This is a genomic window from Paraburkholderia sp. BCC1884 (genome assembly GCF_900996225.1).
Taxonomy (GTDB): Bacteria; Pseudomonadota; Gammaproteobacteria; order Burkholderiales; family Burkholderiaceae; genus Paraburkholderia.
This window is the reverse complement of record NZ_CAAJGL010000134.1, coordinates 325,769-340,807: the sequence shown is the minus strand read 5'-3', so window position 1 is coordinate 340,807 and position 15,039 is coordinate 325,769. Positions and strand designations below refer to the sequence as shown.

Sequence of the window (15,039 nt, the reverse complement as noted above, 5' to 3'; positions counted from 1 at the left end):
ATCTCAGAACGAGATCAAGCTCCCCGGCTTCAACACGCTCATCACCCCCAGGGCGCTCTTCATCAGCGGTATCGCGACCGGCGCAAGATGTCGGCCCAGCGGCAATTCCGCGTGATCGATGTGCGTGAGCATGCCAAAATCGTCATTGCGGCCGGTCACATCGTCGCTGATCGCCTTGCCGATGCGCACTGTCTGCGCTACGCCGTGACCGCTCCAGCCATGCACCATATAAACGGGGACTTTGCCGCCGCTGCGGCGACAGTCCGCCGCCCCGTGCAATGTCATATCGCAGACGCCGCCCCACGCGTATTCGAGCTCCGGATTGGCCAGTTGCGGGAACACCGCGTTGATCCGCTTGCGCAGATACCGGTTGACCTCCTTGACAGACCAGGAGCTGCCCGTGCCTTCGCCGCCAAACAGCAACCGGTTGTTGCGCACCGCGCGATAGTAGTCGATCTGCAACTGGGTGTCGTAGACCGGCAAATCGGCAGGCATCAGGTCGCGCAAGTCCGTTGGCAGCGGCGGTGTCACGCCGACATAGGTGAAGAACGGCAGCGTCGTGGAGTGACCCGGAACAAATCTGAAGGTAGAGGCATGAACCGCCAGCACGACCGCCCGACGCGCTTTGATCCGGCCAAACGGCGTGGTCACCACGGTAGTGTCGACGGCTTCTTTAACCGACATCACCTCCGTGCCCTCGTACACGCGGCCGCCAAGTTCGACCAGTCCGAAAGCAAGGCCGCGCAGTAACGCAAGCGGATGAATCTGGCCGCCAATCGCATCGATTGCGCCACCGCGATAGTTGTCCGATCGCACGTACTCTTGCAGTTCGTTCGGCCCGACGATGCTCACATTGCCATCACCGAGCGCACGGCGCGCATCGGCATCCGCGACCAGCGCGCCCATATGGGCAGAGAGAATGGCCGCGGTCACGTGACCGCGCTTACGATCGCAATCGAGGTCATATCGCGCTGCGATCTGGTCGACAAGTTCCATCGCTTCGACCGAAACAAAACGCCACAGCCGCTTTGCTTCATCCGGAGGAAGGCTCTCGGCAACGGCGGACGCCTTCCAGCGCGCGAGACCGGGCGTCATTTGACCGCCATTGCGGCCTGACGCGGCCGAGCCGAGGTTGTCCTTCTCGACCAGCACCACGTCCACGCCAGCCTCGGCAAGATGCAGTGCAGTCGACGCCCCCAACAGTCCTCCGCCGACAACCACGACATCGCACGTCAGATCGCCCGGCAAGCTGGCGAAGGACGGCCACTCGGACAGCGATGCTTCGTAGTAGTTGGCCGGCCTGGCGCCATTGGGGTCTGCGTCACTGCGCCAGTTCCAGATGCAACTGTCGATGCCGAGCCGGCTGTCCACCTTGCGTGCATCCGGCAGGATGACCGGCCGTGCCATCCCGCCGGCGCGCCCCGTCGTGCCGGCCGCCCCGGTTGAAGCGAGCGCGCGCAGATCAGGCGGCATCATGAAGAGCGCACCCGCGCCCGATAACGCGGCCGCTTTGAGCAGGAATTCGCGCCTGTTTAACGTCATGTCGACACTCCTTGGTCCACCAGATCCGACGATCTGGAAGCAACGGGGGAAGCCGGAGCGAAAGGGTTTCGCGGCCTTGCCGCGCAAAGATTCCCGCCGTCCTGACCACCTATCCGACATGCCGGTCCGACCGTGCATTCCAGCCGCCCGACTGGCCGAATCAATCGCCGGGGGCCTGCCGCACCATGGAGTCTCAAGAACCGCAAACGTCGTTAAGCAAATGTAATCTTGCCGTCGACATCAAACCATGCGCCGTCTGGACGCACCCTTTCGGGTTGTGCTACCTTACGCGCTCTTGCAACGCCCGCTCCACCCACTGCTTGAGCCTCCAGCAGAATCCAGCACGAGCCGCCTCCCTGAAGGCGGCTTTTTTGTAGTGGCGGTGTGCCGGCGTGACACCGCGTGTGCGTTAGTCCATCCGCACGCGCGCAATCGGACGCACCCGGCTGCCCACCTTGCGGCGGCGCAGCCCTCACCCTTGTAGCAGCATCGACCATGACCCACGATCCAAACGACGCCGGCCTGCCGGACGAACTCCCGACGCCTCCTGCCAGCGAAGCCGCCGACCCCACCGCCTCCCGCGACGCGCCGCAAGAAGAAGCACTGCATCTGCGCCGCATCCGCAGCTTTGTCACGCGTGCCGGCCGCGTGTCGACGGGTCAACGACGCGCCATGGATGAACTCGGGCCGCGCTTCGTGGTGCCTTACACGCCGCAGCAACCCAACTGGGGCGACGTCTTTGGCCGCGAGGCGCCGCGTGTGCTGGAAATCGGCTTCGGAATGGGTGCGACCACGGCGGAAATCGCCTCGCATCGTCCGGACGACGACTTCCTCGGCGTGGAAGTCCACGAACCCGGCGTCGGCGCCTTGCTGAAGCTGATGGGCGAGCAGAATCTGTCGAACATCCGCATCATTCAGCACGACGCGGTCGAAGTGCTCGAACAGATGATCGCGCCGGACAGCCTCGACGGCGTCCACATCTTCTTCCCGGACCCGTGGCACAAGGCGCGCCACCATAAACGCCGGCTGATCCAGCCCAAGTTCGTCGCGCTGCTGGTCTCGCGCCTGAAGCCGGGCGCGTATCTGCATTGCGCGACCGACTGGCAGAACTACGCCGAGCAGATGCTCGAGGTGCTAGGCGCCGACCCCGCATTGGAAAACACCGCCGACGGCTACGCGCCGCGCCCGGAATATCGTCCGGTGACGAAGTTCGAGCGGCGTGGCTTGCGGCTCGGACACGGCGTGTGGGATCTGGTGTTCCGCAAACGCGGCGCGGCGTAACAGCGCGCCCGCGAGCACTCGCGCATCGCTAACGAAAAAGGTCCGCCAATATGAATTGGCGGACCTTTTTCGTTGCCTGAACGATCCCGACGAAGCTGAAGGAAAACCTCAATCCGTCCAGCTCAACGCGCCGCTGTAACCCACCAGCAGGATCAACAGCCCGAAGCCAATGCGATACCACGCGAACGCCGTGAAATCGTGCGCCGCGATGTATCGCAGCAGCCAGCGCACACACGCAAACGCGCTGACGAACGCAGCAATAAAGCCGAGCAGGAAGCTGCCGAGAGCATCGACGGAAAGCAGGTGCCAGCCTTTGTAAAGCTCGTAGGCCGTCGCGCCGAAAATGATCGGAATCGCGAGAAAGAAGGAAAACTCAGTAGCGACACGCCGGTCGAGCCCGAACAGCATTCCACCGATGATCGTCGAGCCCGAGCGCGACATGCCCGGAATCAGCGCACAGCATTGCGCGAGGCCGACTTTGAGCGCATCGAGCGGGCTCAGGTCGTCCACGCTCTGCACGCGCGCCGCCTGCTCGCCACGTGCGCGCTGCCGCGCTTCGGCCCACAGGATCACGACGCCGCCCGCCACGAGCGCGAACGCGACCGGCACCGGCGAAAACAGCGCCGCCTTGATCGCCTTTTCGAACAGCAACCCGAGAACGATCGCGGGAATCGTCGCGATGATCACGTTCAGGGTGAAACGGCGCGCATCCGGACGGCTTGGCAGGCCCGTCACCACGTTGCCGATGCGGCGCCGGAATTCCCAGCATACGGCCAGAATCGCGCCCAACTGGATCACGACGTCGAAGGTTTTCGCGTGTTCGTCAGTGAAATTCAGCAGACTGCCCGCGACGATCAGATGCCCGGTGCTCGACACCGGCAAAAACTCCGTCAATCCTTCGACGACGCCCAGAATCAGCGCCTTGCAAGCCATTAGCCAGTCCATCCGTGCCCCTCATCGCTGTCATTGGTCGGAACGATCAAGGCCAGCACGGTGACGCGCGGCCCTATCGGCCGCGCGCTGCGTCACTTTTCGACGATTTGCACGCGTATGCCGTTTGTAAGGATTGTGATTGTACCAGGTTCGTAATTCACGCCGGCAAATTGCAATTGTTCGGGCTTGAAGGTGTAGATCGGATAGTTGGTCAGCAACTGCGTGGCGAGCACCGCTGCCGCAGCATTGATCTGCTGCGTGTAGGCCTGCGCCTGCCCGCTCACACTGACGTTGTCGACGTTCGGCGACTTGAGCACGACCGATTTACTGGCCGCGTCGTAAGCCAGTTCGCTCGAAAGCGTGAAGACCCCATCGACCGGTTGCGGCATGAACGGACTGGCGAAACGCGCGTCGAGCTTGATCGAAACGCGGTTCGCGTCCGGCAGGAAGCCGACTACCGGGTTGGTCAACGCGACATCGAACACTTGCGACACCGTGCGTTGATACGGGAATTTGCGCTGCACCGCGCCCTGCACCTGCTGCTGCGAGAAGGTGTAGTGCGAGGGAATGAACGGGAAAGTCGGCGTTGCGCACGCCGCCAGCGAGACGGTGATGCCCAGCGCGCTACAACTTGTCAGCGCGGCAAGCAGGAAGCGGCGCCGGGGCGGCGCAGCGGGTCGAGTCATGCGAAATCTCCTGTGAAAACCAGTTCGGGCATCGGGTCGCGGCGTTCTCGCGTCACTCTCGTCTCGTGCTCGCCTCGGCATGGCCGGGCGCTCACGTCGCGCGGCACAGCGTTGCTACACGCGATGAAGCAGCAGTGCCTGCGGGCTAAGGTCGAGGTTGGGTTTGCGCCTCGAGCTGTGTCAACCACGCCAACGCTTCGACGCGGTTCGCGCCGCACATTTCCATCTGCGGTTGCAGACCGGAACAGCACGCCGGCCGCTCCGGCTGACCGAAGATCGCGCAGCGCAGATCGTCGCCGAGTTGTACGCAGCGCACGCCGGCCGGCTTGCCGTTCGGCATGCCGGGAATGGGGCTTGAAATCGACGGCGCAATACAGCACGCGCCGCAATCCGGGCGGCACGCATGACCGGCCACCTGAAACGGAGACTCGCGCTTTACAACGCTCTTCGATACATCGATCACGACTTTTTCCTGAACTCGACAACGGGCAACTGAAATACCAGACCCGCATTGTGCCACCGCATTCCGTGCGACCTTTTTACGCAATCCTTGCGGGGACCGCTCACGTAAACTCAATGGATCCCAAAGGCCATGCTCAAGAGGATAACCGCGCGGTTCGACCCGGTCCCGCAACTGCGCCGGCGCTCGCCTCTTCCTCGGTGGCCGTCCATCCAGAAGAGCCCTCATGACCACCGACGCCGTGCTGTTCCGCCCAGACCTGCTCGCCAAATACAGCGCAAATGGTCCCCGGTATACGTCCTATCCCACCGCCTTGCAGTTCCGCGACGACTTCGATCCCGCTGACTATCTGCGCGCCGCCGCCGATCCCGGCGCGTCGACGACGGACCTCTCGCTGTACTTCCACATTCCGTTTTGCGACACCGTGTGCTTCTATTGCGGCTGCAACAAGGTCGCCACGAAAAACCGTGCTCATGCGCGCCCCTACCTCGACCAGATGAAGCGCGAGATGGCCTTGCAGGCGGCCTGCTTCGACACGCATCGCCCGGTGTCGCAATTGCATCTGGGCGGCGGCACACCCACGTTCCTGTCGCATGACGAGCTATCCGAATTGATGGCCGCCGCGCGCGAACATTTCACCTTACTGGCCGACGCCGACAGCGAATATTCTATCGAAGTCGATCCGCGCGAAGCCTCGCCCGACACCATCGCGCATCTGCGTCAATTGGGCTTCAACCGGCTCAGCCTCGGCGTGCAGGATTTCGATCCGGTGGTGCAGCAGGCCATCAACCGCGTTCAGCCGTTCGACATGACCGCCTCGGTGATGCAGGCCGCGCGCGACACCGGTTATCACTCGATCGGCGTCGATCTGATTTACGGACTGCCGCATCAGACGGTGGAAAGCTTCAGCCGCACGCTCGACACGATGCTCGAACTCGCACCCGACCGTCTTTCCGTGTTCGCGTATGCGCATATGCCGCAACGCTTCAAGATGCAGCGTCAGATGGACCCGACCGCGTTGCCGTCAACCGAGACGCGGCTCGCGATTCTGCAACGGGTGGTCGAACGGCTGACCGGCGCGGGCTATGTCTACATCGGCATGGATCATTTCGCGCTGCCCACCGACGAACTCGCCCGGGCGCAAGCACAGCGCACGCTGCATCGCAATTTCCAGGGCTACAGCACGCGCGCGGAGTGCGATCTGATTGGCTTCGGTGCGTCGTCGATCGGCAAGGTCGGCGACGTGTACGCGCAAAACGCCAAGGACCTGGCCGGCTACGTCGCCGCAATCGGCGCAGGCCGCCTCGCGATCACGCGCGGCGTGCGCCTCACCACCGACGACCGTTTGCGCCGCGACGTGATCACGCAGTTGATGTGCAACCTGGAATTGCGCTTCGATGAATTCGAAGCCGCTTACGGGATTCGCTTCGCCAATACCTTTGAGCCCGAGTTGGAGCGCTTGCGTGCCTTCGAACTGGATGGGCTCGTCACGATCAGCCCCGACAAGCTTGAAGTGCGAACCGCTGGACGCATGCTCGTGCGCAATATCGCGATCGTGTTCGACCGTTATCTCGGCCAGCAGACACTCGAGCGATTTTCCCGCACGGTTTGACGGTCTTGGCGCGATCGAAAGCAAGTGGCTTGCCCGTCGTCCGATTTTCGGCCATAATCTGCGTCTTCGCTGCGCGCCGACTGATGACGCGTACGCTCGAAGACCTGCCCAGGTGGTGAAATTGGTAGACGCAGGGGACTCAAAATCCCCCGCCGCAAGGCGTGCCGGTTCGATTCCGGCCCTGGGCACCAAAGAGTTTGATTGACCGGTTGTTTTGCTTTGCCCCGAACCCCGCCAGCGTTTGCTGCCTGCGGGGTTTGTTGTTTCTGGCTTGCCTGAAACGGCACGCGCAAACTCGACCGGGATAAACCGGACTCACACCAACTCGAATAGCGTGAGCGCAACAATCGCACTCACGCCACCTGTGCAGCGACTCCCAGCAGAGTTATCGCCCGGCGATTCCCGCACCGCCGTGTGGCGCCGCGCGCCGGCGTTTGAATGCATAGCCGGCCCACATCACGACTAGCCAAACCGGCACGAGCCAAACCGATACCGACAGGCCCGGCGTCAGCGCCAGAATCACGAGGATCAGCGCCATGAAGGCGAGACAGATCCAGTTGCTGACCGGAAACCAGAACGACCTGAAGACGAGTTTTTCACCCGCGGCAACCATCGCTTTGCGCGACTTCAAATGCGTCAGGCTGATCAGCGCCCAGTTCAGCACCAGCGCCGCCACCACCAACGACATCAGCAGACCGAGCGCTTCAGCCGGGATCAGATAGTTGATGATCACGCACGTGAACGTCGCCAGCGCCGACAGCCCGATCGCCATATACGGCACGCCGCGCCGATCGACCTTCATCAGCGCGCGCGGCGCATTGCCCTGCTCCGCGAGACCGTACAGCATGCGGCTATTCGCATACACACCGCTGTTGTAGACCGACAGCGCCGCCGTCAGCACCACCACGTTGAGCACATTCGCGGTCAGCGTCGAACCGATCTGCGAGAAGATCATCACGAACGGGCTGCCGCCGGCCGCGACTTCATTCCACGGATACAGCGAAAGCAGCACCACCAGCGAGAAGATGTAGAAAATCAGAATCCGGTAGATCACCTGATTCACGGCCTTGGGAATGCTCTTCTGCGGCTCGTCGGCTTCGGCGGCCGTAATGCCGATCAACTCCAGACCGCCGAACGAGAACATGATGACCGCGAGCATCATGAAGAGGCCATGAAAACCGTGCGGGAAAAAGCCGCCGTGACTCCATAGATTGGTGATCGAAGCTTGCGGCCCACCGTGACCGCTGATCAGCAGATAGCCGCCGAACAGGATCATGCCGATCACCGCCACGACCTTGATGATGGCAAACCAGAATTCCGTTTCGCCGTACGCTTTGACGTTAGCCAGATTGATCGCGTTGATGCCCACGAAACACACCAGCGCCGACACCCACGCGGGCACACCGGGCCACCAGTAGTGAACATACGTGCCGACCGCGGTGAGTTCCGCCATGCTCACGAGCACGTACAGCACCCAGTAATTCCAGCCCGACAGAAAGCCGGGGAAATCGCCCCAGTACTTGTACGCAAAGTGGCTGAACGAGCCGGCCACCGGTTCCTGCGCGACCATCTCGCCCAGCTGACGCATGATCATGAACGCAATGATGCCGCCGATCGCGTAGCCGAGAATCATCGACGGGCCGGCGGCCTGTAGCACGCTGGCGGACCCGAGAAAGAGACCCGTGCCGATTGCGCCGCCGAGCGCGATCAACTGAATATGTCGATTCTTCAGCCCGCGCTTCAGGCCGTCCTGCTGTTGTGCACTATCCAAAATTACGCCTCAGTGTGGATCTCGATCGCCGACCGGGCTTGCGTGCCGGTCCGGCAGAACCGGTAATTTTACCGTGGCCGAAAAAAGCTAAGTACTGGGAGCAACCCGCGCTTGGTTCTGCGCCGCACTTAACGGCATGGATTGTGATTGTCACTGGCAGGGGGCTTCTGTATGTTGCCCTAGTCGAGGTTTCAGCCTTCGGAGATTCAACATGTCGCCCAAACGTCTGTTTTGCGCCGCTGTTTGGTGTCTCTGCCTGGCGGGGGCCGCCGCCCTCGCCCAAACTCCGGCTCCTGCTCCGACGCAAATGGCGCCGACCGCCGCGCCTGCGGACGAACCGACCCAGATGCCGGACATGCCCGGCATGGAGTCCAGCGCCCCCGAAGCACCGGCGCCGGTCGCGGCGCCTGCTCAAGCGCCCGCGCCCGCCCAGATGGCGCCCGCGGCGGCATTGCCGAGGCCCGTCTCGTCGGCGACCATACCTGCGCCCTTGCCTCCCGTTCCCATGAGCGGCCCGGTACGCAATGTCGTGCTGGTGCACGGCGCGTTCGTCGACGGTTCGAGTTGGAATGGCGTGGTCGCACAATTGCAGCGCAAGGGCTATCACGTGAGTTCGGTGCAAAACCCGCTCACCTCGCTCGCCGACGATGTCGCCGCGACGCGTCGCGTGCTCGCGCGGCAGGACGGTCCGACCATGCTGGTGGGACACTCGTGGGGCGGCGTCGTGATCACCGAGGCTGGCGCGAATGCGCCGAACGTCGCGGGTCTGGTCTACGTCGCGGCGATCGCGCCTGACCTGCACGAATCGGCGATGGATCTGCTCAAGCAAGGTGCGCCGATGCCTGCAGGCCAAAGCATGATCGAAGACCCAGGCGGCTTCCTCTGGCTCGATCGGACAAAATATCATGCCGATTTCGCTGCGGATGTACCCGAGAACCTGACGCGCGTGCTCGCCTCCGCCCAGCAGCCGATCGCGAAGAAAGCGTTCGGCGAGAAAGTGAGCCACGTTGCGTGGCGGGAAAAGCCGACCTGGTACGTGCTGACCACCAGGGACCAGGCGGTCTCACCGGACCTCCAACGGTCCATGGCCGAGCGCATGAATGCGAAGGTCACGCCGATCGCATCGAGCCACCTGGCGCCGGTGTCCCACGCGGCCGCGATCGCCGAAGTCATCGATCATGCGGCGCGCGAATTGAGCCGGCAGCAATAGTGCGAATCGGCGCGAACCGGCGCGAGGGCGCGCGAGCGGTGTCGCGCCTATGCACCCGTCGAGCTCACAGCATTTCAGCGCAGCATGAACGACATCGCCGACAGACAGTTCAGCATCCGCACTGCATGTTCCGCCGATGCCGCCTCGAAGCGCAGCGTCACCGCATCGAGGCGCGTGAGGGTCGGCCATTGGCAGAACAGATCGGCCAGCGCGCTGGTCTGCACCCGCAGCTCGCATTCGACGGCGCCTGGTTCGCGACGTGCGGCTTGCGGTGCACGTCCTTCGGCGAGATGCTGCGCTACGACTTCACGCGCGGCCGTCGCAAGCGCCTGACGCGTATTCGCAAGCGACTGCGTCACACCGCTGGCGTGCCCCGTCGCCTGCTTGGTGACGACAAAACGAGCGCCGGGAAAACGTGGTGCGGTTTCCTCGGCGAAGACGTCGTCGCCGGATAGAAGCGCCACCCGCGCGCCATATTCTTCGGCGAGCGCGCCATACACCCCCGCTTCGCCAACCTCCACGCCATTCAGCGCGACGCGCGCAAACGCAAAGCTGTTGATCGTATGCGCGAGGATGCCGCGCGTTTGCGACATCGCGTGATAGCCGATCATGAACACCAGCGCCGCGCCGTATTCGAGTCCGGCCATCATGCCGAGTGTGCGCGGTTTGCCGAGCACGACCCGGGCACGCGGATCGAGCAGGTCGGGCAAGAGATTGCGAAAGCCGCCGTGCGAATCGTTGACCCACACTTCGGTGGCGCCGCCGTCGAACGCGCCTTCGATCGCGGCGTTCGCTTCGAGCGTCATCCAGCGGCGAGCGGCTTCGTATTCGCCGTTGCCGGCGCGCGTTTGTTCGGGGTGAAACACGCCGGCCACACCTTCGATGTCAGCGGAAACAAGGACTTTCATCAGCGGATAGGCTCGAGTAGGTGAACAAGATCGGGGACGCTGTCGCGCAGCGAAAGACGTCGATGACCGTCGCGGCCCGTCACGGATTGCGCGCTCCACAAGGCGTCGAGAATGGCCTGTTCGACGCTGTCCGCACAAGCGCGAAAGAGTGGGTCGAGGCGCTCATCGGCGAGCAACGGCGGCAGCGTGATGAAGTCCGCCTGATGCGGCACGGTGTAGGCCGTCGAGAATGCGAGTGCGATATCGCCGCTGCCGTGGCCGTACACAGCGCCGGTGCGCGCCAGACCCGCCGCCGCACGCAGCGACAAACGCTTGAGTTGACGCGCATCGAGCGGCGCGTCGGTGGCAACGATCATGATGATCGAGCCTTGCTCCGGTGTCGCCGCCGTTCCGGCTTGCGCCGTCGTAGCAGCTTTAGCGCGTTCGGCAAGCAAGCGCCCGAGCGGCGTACCGTCGACAGTCAGCATCGGCAGACGGCCGAAGTTCGCCAGCACCAGCGCGCCGACGGTATAGCTGCGCCCCGCGACCTCGATCACGCGCGACGCATTGCCAATCCCACCCTTCAGATCGAAGCACGACATGCCCCGCCCTGCGCCAACCGAACCGCTCGCGACGTTCGCATTCGCGGCAGCGTAGGCATCACTGAAATGCTGTTCGCCGATCGCCATCGCCTGAATATCGTTCAGATAGCCGTCATTGCATTCGAACACCAACGGATTCACCGTCGACCATTCACGCCCGATCTGCGGATTGGCGCGAATCGCCGCACGAATCTGCGCCTGCGCGAGCGCGCCGACGCCGAACGTGTTGGTCATTGCAATCGGCGTTTCCAGTGTGCCGAGTTCGTCGACCTGCACGAGCCCAATGCTTTTGCCGAACCCGTTGATCACCGAAACGGCCGCGGGCACCTTGTCGAGAAACGGATCGCCGGCGTGCGGACGAATCACCGTCACGCCGGTTTGCCGTGCGCCGTCATCGAGCGTGCAATGGCCTACGCTCACGCCGTCTACGTCGGCGATCGTGCCGAGCGGACCACGCGGCAAGACGCCGATATGCGGCGCGTCATGAAGCGCTGTCACGTTCATGCCCGGTCGAGCTTCGGATCGAGCGCGTCGCGCAGACCGTCGCCGAGCAGGTTGAACGCCAGCACCGTCAGGAAAATGGCGAGGCTCGGAAACAGCGCGATATGCGGTGCGGTGACCATGTCGGCGCGCGCTTCGTTGAGCATTGCGCCCCACTCCGGGGTCGGCGGTTGTGCGCCGAGTCCGAGAAACGACAGACTCGCGGCCGTGATGATCGACGTGCCGATCCGCATCGTGAAGTACACCACGATCGACGAAATCGTCCCCGGCAAAATATGCCGCACGATGATCGTCCAGTCCGACGCCCCGATACTGCGCGCCGCTTCGATATACGTAAGCTGTTTCAGCATCAGCGTATTGCCGCGTACGAGTCGCGCGAAGGCCGGAATACTGAAGATCGCCACCGCGCAGATCACGTTGATCATGCCGTTGCCGAGAATCGCCACCACGCCGATGGCAAGCAGAATGCCCGGGAAAGCGAACAGCACGTCCGCCACGCGCATCGTGATGCGATCCCACCAGCCTTCGTAGTAACCCGCCAGCAAGCCGAAAAACGTGCCGATCAGCGCGCCGATCGCCACGGAGAGAAAGCCTGCTTCGAGCGAAATGCGCGAACCCGCCAGAATGCGGCTGAAAATATCGCGGCCCAGTGAATCGACGCCAAACCAATGCGCCGCCGAAGGACCTGCGTTCAACGCGTCGTAGTCGAAGAAATTCTCCGGGTCGTACGGCACGATATGCGGCGCGGCAATCGCGACCACGATCAGCAGCAGCACGAAAATGCCGGCGCCGAGCGCCACCTGCTGCTTGCGGAACTTGCGCCAGAATTCGCTCCACGGCGTGCGGATCGCGCTTTCGGTCGCGACGATTCTGGCCGTGCCCGGCTCGGTAGCGGACGTGCTCATGCGGGCCTCACTTGAAACGGATGGTCGGGTTGATCACGGCGTACAACACGTCCACGACCAGATTGATGACGATGAATTCGAACGAGAACAACAGCACTTCGGCCTGAATCACGGGGTAATCGCGCATCGACACGGCGTCGACCAGCAGGCGTCCGAGGCCTGGCCAGTTGAACACCACTTCGACCACGATCGAGCCGCCCAGCAGAAAACCGAATTGCAGACCCATCATCGTGATGACGGGAATCATGGCATTGCGCAGGCAGTGTTTGACGATCACCAGAGGCTCGGGCACACCTTTGGCACGCGCGGTGCGCACGAAGTCTTCGTTCATCACTTCGACGAACGAGGCCCGCGTGAAGCGCGCCATCACCGCCGCGACGGCCGCGCCGAGCGTGAGCGAAGGCAGCACATAGCTCTTCCACGACCCGTCGCCGACGATCGGCAGCCAGCCGAGCTTCACCGAAAAAATTTCCATCAGCAGCATGCCGAGCGCGAAGGCCGGAAACGAAATGCCGGACACGGCGAGCGTCATGCCGAGCCGGTCGGGCCAGCGATTGCGCCACACCGCCGAGACGATGCCGATGCCCATCCCGAGCACCACCGCCCACACCATGCTGGCCAGCGTCAGCAGCAATGTCGGCATGAAGCGCTCGCCGATTTCCTCGCTGACCGGCCGCTTGCTGCGCGTGGAAATGCCGAAATCGCCGTGCGCGATCTTCACGAAGAAGCTGGCGAATTGCTGCGGCATCGACTTGTCGAGACCGAGATCGGCGCGTACCAGCGCAACGGTGGCCTCGTCCGCTTCGGGACCGGCGGCGAGCCGCGCCGGATCGCCCGGCAGCAGATGCACGAACAGAAACACCAGCACGGCGACGATGAAAAGCGTCGGCAGCAGGCCAAAGAGACGTTTGACGAGGAAGTTCAGCATGAAACCCAATCCGGCAATGAGGCGGCAACGAAGCGCGCGTTCGGCGCAAGAGCAAGCGCGAAAACAATCGCCATGCAGTCCGGCGAGTCCCCGAAGGAAACCGCCGGTCCGCACGGCCGGTGCATCACCTGATCGCGATCTCGTCGAAATTGAACGAGCCGTCCGGCGCCACATACGCACCCGACAGTCGCTTGCTACGCGCGTACACGACCTTTTCCTTGACGAGGAAGATCCACGGCGCGTCGGCCCAGATGCGCTTTTGCGCGTCGGCGTAGAGCGCGGCCTTCTGCGTACGGTCGGTGGTTTCGAGCGCCTGCTTCAGATCGTTGTCCACGGCGTCGTTCCTGTAGTACGCGGTGTTGACCATCTTCGGCGGGAACGACACCGAGCCGAGCAGCGGCGTGATCGCCCAGTCGGCTTCACCCGTCGACGACGACCAGCCCGCGTAGTACATGCGCACCGGCGCGGTGGCGGCGTCCTGCGCGCTTTCCACCTTGGCGACACGCTGACCGGCTTCGAGCGCTTCGACCTGCGCCTTGATACCGACCTGCGCGAGTTGCTGCTGCACGAACTGGATCACCTTCTGCGCGGTCGAGTAGTTATACGCGGACCACAGCGTGGTTTCGAAACCGTTCGGATAGCCGGCTTCTTTCAGCAACTCGCGCGCCTTGGCCGGATCGTACGGCCACGGCCCGAGCTTGACCGCGTAGTCGACGCCTTGCGGCACCACGCCGTCGGCGGGCGTCGCATAACCGGCGAACGCGACCTTGGTCAATGCGTCCTTGTTGATCGCGTAGTTCAGCGCTTCACGCACCTTCGGGTTGTCGAACGGCTTCTGGTTCATGTTCAGGCTGATATAGCGCTGAATGATCGACGGCGAGGCGATCAGGTCCACCTTCGGGCTCGCCTGCAATTGCGCAGCCTGTTCGAACGGCACCTGAAAGGCGAAATCCGCTTCGCCGGTTCGCATCAGCGCGGCGCGCGTGTTGTTGTCGACCACCGGCTTCCAGTCGATCGCATCGACCTTCGGGTAGCCCTTCTTCCAGTAGCCGGCGAATTTCTTGACCGTCAGATCGCCCGCCGGGTCCCATTTCACCAGTTCGAACGGACCCGTACCGACCGGATGGAAGGCGATGTCCTTGCCGTACTTCTTCAGCGCGTCCGGCGAGATCATCACCGCCGACGGATGCGCCAGCACGTTGACGAATGCCGAGAACGGCGCCTTCAGCGTGATCTTCACCGTGTACGGGTCGACCACTTCGGTCTTCTCGATGCGGTTGAACATGTTGTAGCGCTTGAGCTTGTTCGCCGGATCGGTCACGCGGTCGAAGTTTGCTTTCACCGCTGCGGCGTTGAAGTCGGTGCCGTCCTGGAACTTCACGCCGTGGCGCAGCCTGAACGTATAAACCTTTGCATCCGGGCTCGCTTCGTAGCTATCGGCGAGCACGTTGACCAGCTTCATGTCCTTGTCGAAACCGAACAGGCCTTGATAGAACGATTTGGCGACGGCCTGCGAGAGCGTGTCGTTGGCATCGTACGGATCGAGCGTCGTGAAGGTCGAGGCGACGGCCATCACGGCCGTGGTGTCGGCGTGCGCCGCGTTGCCGGCGAGCATCGCGAACATCACCGCGCCGCCGCTGATCAGCGTGCGCAAACGAAACGAAGAAGACGGGACCAGCAGGTTCATGAGGTTGGCTCCAGGCTGCAAAATGGAAACAGGT

Annotated in this window: 13 protein-coding genes and 1 tRNA gene; 4 read left to right on the top strand and 10 right to left on the bottom strand. The window is 63.1% G+C overall.

What is annotated here, in order from left to right; all coding sequences use genetic code 11:
• Nucleotides 1-3: 3 nt before the first annotated feature.
• Nucleotides 4-1,407 carry an NAD(P)/FAD-dependent oxidoreductase gene (locus tag FQ705_RS30845; RefSeq protein WP_260854672.1) on the bottom strand — a complete coding sequence of 468 codons (1,404 nt, stop codon included), beginning with the start codon at nucleotides 1,405-1,407 and terminating at the stop codon, nucleotides 4-6.
• 630 nt (nucleotides 1,408-2,037) lie between these two features.
• Between FQ705_RS30845 and trmB the strand changes: the two genes are divergently transcribed.
• Complete coding sequence (gene trmB, locus FQ705_RS30840; RefSeq protein ID WP_144148286.1) at nucleotides 2,038-2,823, top strand: tRNA (guanosine(46)-N7)-methyltransferase TrmB; 786 nt, start codon at nucleotides 2,038-2,040, stop codon at nucleotides 2,821-2,823.
• Between the two features lie 108 nt (nucleotides 2,824-2,931).
• Here trmB and FQ705_RS30835 read toward each other — a convergent pair whose 3' ends face one another.
• The 3 genes from FQ705_RS30835 to FQ705_RS30825 form a co-directional block, all read right to left on the bottom strand.
• On the bottom strand, nucleotides 2,932-3,768 hold the full coding sequence (locus FQ705_RS30835) for an undecaprenyl-diphosphate phosphatase (RefSeq protein WP_144148284.1): 837 nt from the start codon (nucleotides 3,766-3,768) through the stop codon (nucleotides 2,932-2,934).
• An 80-nt stretch (nucleotides 3,769-3,848) separates the two neighbouring features.
• A complete protein-coding gene (locus FQ705_RS30830; protein ID WP_144148282.1) occupies nucleotides 3,849-4,442 on the bottom strand; it encodes a DUF1439 domain-containing protein in 594 nt (197 codons plus the stop codon).
• Nucleotides 4,443-4,587: 145 nt separating this feature from the next.
• Nucleotides 4,588-4,905: a YkgJ family cysteine cluster protein gene (locus FQ705_RS30825; RefSeq protein WP_260854668.1), complete on the bottom strand. Its 318-nt coding sequence runs from the start codon at nucleotides 4,903-4,905 to the stop codon at nucleotides 4,588-4,590.
• Nucleotides 4,906-5,128: 223 nt separating this feature from the next.
• On the opposite strand from FQ705_RS30825, the gene hemN reads away from it, so the two are divergent.
• Complete coding sequence (gene hemN, locus FQ705_RS30820) at nucleotides 5,129-6,514, top strand: oxygen-independent coproporphyrinogen III oxidase (protein WP_144148280.1); 1,386 nt, start codon at nucleotides 5,129-5,131, stop codon at nucleotides 6,512-6,514.
• Between the two features lie 106 nt (nucleotides 6,515-6,620).
• Nucleotides 6,621-6,705, top strand: a tRNA-Leu gene (locus FQ705_RS30815).
• Nucleotides 6,706-6,899: 194 nt separating this feature from the next.
• On the opposite strand, the gene FQ705_RS30810 is transcribed toward FQ705_RS30815, so the two are convergent.
• Nucleotides 6,900-8,285: an amino acid permease gene (locus tag FQ705_RS30810; RefSeq protein WP_144148278.1), complete on the bottom strand. Its 1,386-nt coding sequence runs from the start codon at nucleotides 8,283-8,285 to the stop codon at nucleotides 6,900-6,902.
• A gap of 211 nt (nucleotides 8,286-8,496) precedes the next feature.
• Here FQ705_RS30810 and FQ705_RS30805 point away from each other — a divergent pair, with 211 nt between their 5' ends.
• Complete coding sequence (locus FQ705_RS30805; protein ID WP_144148277.1) at nucleotides 8,497-9,495, top strand: alpha/beta fold hydrolase; 999 nt, start codon at nucleotides 8,497-8,499, stop codon at nucleotides 9,493-9,495.
• Nucleotides 9,496-9,569: 74 nt separating this feature from the next.
• Here FQ705_RS30805 and FQ705_RS30800 read toward each other — a convergent pair whose 3' ends face one another.
• From FQ705_RS30800 to gsiB, 5 genes are all read right to left on the bottom strand, one after another.
• On the bottom strand, nucleotides 9,570-10,403 hold the full coding sequence (locus FQ705_RS30800) for a M55 family metallopeptidase (RefSeq protein WP_144148275.1): 834 nt from the start codon (nucleotides 10,401-10,403) through the stop codon (nucleotides 9,570-9,572).
• Nucleotides 10,403-11,482 (bottom strand): P1 family peptidase, encoded by a 1,080-nt coding sequence (locus tag FQ705_RS30795; RefSeq protein ID WP_409934751.1) that lies wholly within the window; start codon nucleotides 11,480-11,482, stop codon nucleotides 10,403-10,405. Before FQ705_RS30795 ends, FQ705_RS30800 begins: the two co-directional genes overlap by 1 nt.
• A gap of 2 nt (nucleotides 11,483-11,484) precedes the next feature.
• A complete protein-coding gene (gsiD, locus tag FQ705_RS30790) occupies nucleotides 11,485-12,390 on the bottom strand; it encodes a glutathione ABC transporter permease GsiD (RefSeq protein WP_144148271.1) in 906 nt (301 codons plus the stop codon).
• A 7-nt stretch (nucleotides 12,391-12,397) separates the two neighbouring features.
• Nucleotides 12,398-13,318: a glutathione ABC transporter permease GsiC gene (gene gsiC, locus FQ705_RS30785; protein WP_144148269.1), complete on the bottom strand. Its 921-nt coding sequence runs from the start codon at nucleotides 13,316-13,318 to the stop codon at nucleotides 12,398-12,400.
• A gap of 124 nt (nucleotides 13,319-13,442) precedes the next feature.
• The gene (gene gsiB / locus FQ705_RS30780; protein ID WP_144148267.1) at nucleotides 13,443-15,005 is read right to left on the bottom strand and encodes a glutathione ABC transporter substrate-binding protein GsiB; all 1,563 of its coding nucleotides are present in this window, start codon (nucleotides 15,003-15,005) and stop codon (nucleotides 13,443-13,445) included.
• Nucleotides 15,006-15,039 lie beyond the last annotated feature (34 nt).